Below are 3021 nucleotides of genomic sequence, written 5' to 3'. Positions count from 1 at the left end.
TCCCTGCTGTCCGCACTCGATGCGATGCGCCGCAGGCGCGAGTGTCGAGTGCGGACAGCAGGGACCTCAGGGGCCGAAACCCGCGGCGCCGAAGGCGCCGCAATAAAACACAGCTCAGTTCATGGGTAGAGCGCCGTCCACTCCACCCACATCGGTGATCTGCCAGCCGGCGTTCTCGTCCAGGGTCACGGTGTAGGTGACCGTTGTCTGGGTGCCGTCCGGGTTCTGCGCGTTGGTCGAGGTGACGTTGACGAAAACGTTCACCTTGAAGACCCCGTCCTGCTCGGACATGACCTTCGCCGTGATGGGGCTGGCCGTGGACGTCCATTGCAGCGGAACCAGGATCTGCTCCAGCTTCGGCGCCGTTTCGTCGAACTTCCCGGCCAGCTGCGGGGTGGTGTTCTGCTTCAGCGCGGTGATCCAGGCGTCGAGATCCTGGAAGTTCACCGTGGCCGCGCCCACCGCGTATTCGGTGGCCAACTGTTCGGCATGGCGGTCGTCGGCGGCGCGTTCGTCGCGTTCGGCCAGATCACTGCGCGCGGTGAAATACAGCGCCGCGAACACAACCGCCGCCACCGCGAGCACGGCGATCAATGCACCGCGGACCAAGCTGGATACCCGGATCGACACGGTGCCCCGCCGTTCGGCACCGCGCTGCTCGCCCGGTTCGTCTCCCGGAGAATCGGTGGTGGGGGCTGTGCCGGCGCTCGGCTTGCTACCGGGATCTTCGGTCTGGTCGGCCATGGTTTGTCGTCCTCTTTCGTTCGCCCCGGTCGAGTCGAACCCGGGCTGTGCAGGAAATGGTCGGTTATCGGGTTGCCGCCACCCGGAACTGTTCACGCCGGTCGCATCCGTTGTATTCGGTGACGCCGTCTCGGGCGATGCGGTGTTCGGCCGGATCGCCCCCGACGGTCGGCGGGTAAGGCCGTACCGCCTATCCATCGTGGTCACAGGCCCGGGTCGGGCCGGGAACACCGGGCGATTCACTTTCCAAGAGGCTAACGGTGGCTCCGGCACAATCGACCGGCAGGGGCGTGCGCCGGTGAGGCACCCGATAGTGACGCCGCACCCCGCAGCAGGGAAAATGGATCCTCATGCAGGCAGAGTTGACACAGGAGACAGGTTTGCGGATCGGCCCCTACCCGGTCGACCCGCCGGTGGTGCTCGCCCCGATGGCGGGAATCACGAACCTGGCATTCCGGAAACTCTGCCGGGAATTCGGCAGCCCCACGGCGATCTATGTCTGCGAGATGATCACCGCCCGCGCCGTGGTGGAACGTAACGAGAAAACACTGCACATGATGTCGTTCGACCAGGGCGAATCGCCGCGGTCCATGCAGTTGTACGGGGTGGACCCGGCCACCCTCGGCGAGGCCGTGCGCATCATCGTCGGCGAAGGCTGGGCCGACCACATCGATATGAACCTCGGCTGCCCGGTCCCGAAGGTGACCCGGCTCGGCGGCGGCGCCGCCCTGCCGTACAAGCGGAACCTGTTCGCCTCGATCGTCCGGGAGATGGTCCGGGCGGCCGAACCGGCCGGTGTCCCGGTGACCATGAAATTCCGGATCGGCATCGACGACGACCACCGCACCTATCTCGACACCGGGCGGATCGCCGAGGCCGAAGGTGCCGCGGCGGTCGCGCTGCATGCCCGCACCGCCGCCCAGCGCTACTCCGGCACCGCGGACTGGTCCGCCATCACCCGGCTCAAAGAAGCGGTGACGACCATCCCGGTGCTGGGTAACGGGGATATTTTCAGTGCCGCTGACGCCGTCACGATGATGGCGCAGACCGGTTGCGACGGGGTTGTGGTCGGCCGCGGCTGCCTGGGGCGCCCCTGGTTGTTCGGCGAATTGAGCGCCGCTCTGCGCGGCGAACCCGCCCCCACCCCGCCGAACCTGGGCGAAGTGGGCAAGATCCTGGCCCGGCACGCCGGGCTGCTCGCCGAACATCACGGCGAAGACAAGGGTATGCGCGATCTGCGCAAACATATGGCCTGGTACTTCATGGGCTTCCCGCTCGGCGCCGACCTGCGCCGCAGTTTCGCCACGGTCTCCTCGCTCGCCGAACTCGACGGCCTGATCGCACAGCTCGATCCCACCGTCCCCTTCCCCGCGGACGCCGAAGGCCCGCGCGGCCGGCAGGGCTCACCGGGCAAGGTCGCGCTGCCGCACGGCTGGCTCGACGATCCGGACGACGGCACCGTGCCCACCGCGGCCGATGTGATGCACAGCGGTGGCTGACCGAGTCGACACACCTCGACACGCCGAACGGCGGGTAGCCGAAACCACCGCTCGGCGCGTGAAAACATAGCTCCAGGCAACTTTCCAGCATTACCCGCACCGCCCGCCCGCTCGAGATGTCCGAGTGGCTCTCAGTGGCGAAATCGTTATCATTGCGGAATCCCGCCTCAGCCTTTCGAGCACGGCTGCGGCGGCAGCGAGTTGCGAAAGAGCGAGGTTCATTGGTGGGTGACGATCGGAACGGGCGTTCACCACGGCCCGGAGGTCGCGCACCGTGGGAGCGCTATCCCACGGCAGAGCCCCCCGAAATGGACGACGCACGAGGGGCTCGGCGGCAACGGCAACCCGAGCCGCCGGCAGACCAGGCACCACTGACGGTGCAGGATCTGGTCGATCGGGTAGACAGCGAACGTACGGCCCGGCGCCGCCCGGGCGAAACAGGCCGGCATGCCTCACCGGGTCCGGCGCAACCACCGCCGGACCGGGCAGCGAGTCCACCGCCGCGCCAGGGTGCCGAACCGCGACCCAGGCCGGAGGCTCCCGGGCCCACCGGCCCGCCGACCGGCCGAACCACGCGGCCATCGGCCCCCTCCGGCGGCCGCCCCCCCGGTCCGCCGCCGGGGAATGTGCCCGGACCTCATTCCACCGGCGCGACCCCGGCCCAGCCCGGTGCGCCGCAGCGCCCCGCACCGCCGGGCGGAGCCGACATGGTCGAAGTGCGCGTGGGTGAGCAGTACCGCGCGGACGTCGGCCGGGGTCCGTCCGAGGTCGTGCAGCG

General features: G+C 68.8%; 3 protein-coding genes. 1 reads left to right on the top strand and 2 read right to left on the bottom strand.

Features of this window, described 5'->3' with window-relative positions; translation table 11 throughout:
• Positions 1–114: 114 nt before the first annotated feature.
• Positions 115–744, bottom strand: a complete 630-nt coding sequence (locus QH196_RS03130) for a hypothetical protein (protein WP_280414221.1) — start codon at positions 742–744, stop codon at positions 115–117.
• A gap of 350 nt (positions 745–1094) precedes the next feature.
• Between QH196_RS03130 and dusB the strand changes: the two genes are divergently transcribed.
• Complete coding sequence (dusB, locus tag QH196_RS03125; protein WP_280414220.1) at positions 1095–2243, top strand: tRNA dihydrouridine synthase DusB; 1149 nt, start codon at positions 1095–1097, stop codon at positions 2241–2243.
• A 452-nt stretch (positions 2244–2695) separates the two neighbouring features.
• Here the strand turns inward: dusB and QH196_RS03120 are convergent, their stop codons facing one another.
• Complete coding sequence (locus QH196_RS03120) at positions 2696–3019, bottom strand: MBL fold metallo-hydrolase (protein WP_280414219.1); 324 nt, start codon at positions 3017–3019, stop codon at positions 2696–2698.
• Positions 3020–3021: the final 2 nt, after the last annotated feature.

Origin of the sequence: Nocardia carnea, from assembly GCF_029868325.1 — a bacterium.
GTDB lineage: Bacteria > Actinomycetota > Actinomycetes > Mycobacteriales > Mycobacteriaceae > Nocardia > Nocardia carnea_C.
The sequence above is the reverse complement of the archived record's forward strand: the minus strand, read 5'-3'. Positions and strand labels throughout refer to the sequence as shown.

Bases quoted from the DNA above. Each gene is read 5' to 3' on its own strand.
- QH196_RS03130 (WP_280414221.1), bottom strand. From the start codon at position 744: ATGGCCGACCAGACCGAAGATCCCGGTAGCAAGCCGAGCGCCGGCACA.
- dusB (WP_280414220.1), top strand. From the start codon at position 1,095: ATGCAGGCAGAGTTGACACAGGAGACAGGTTTGCGGATCGGCCCCTAC.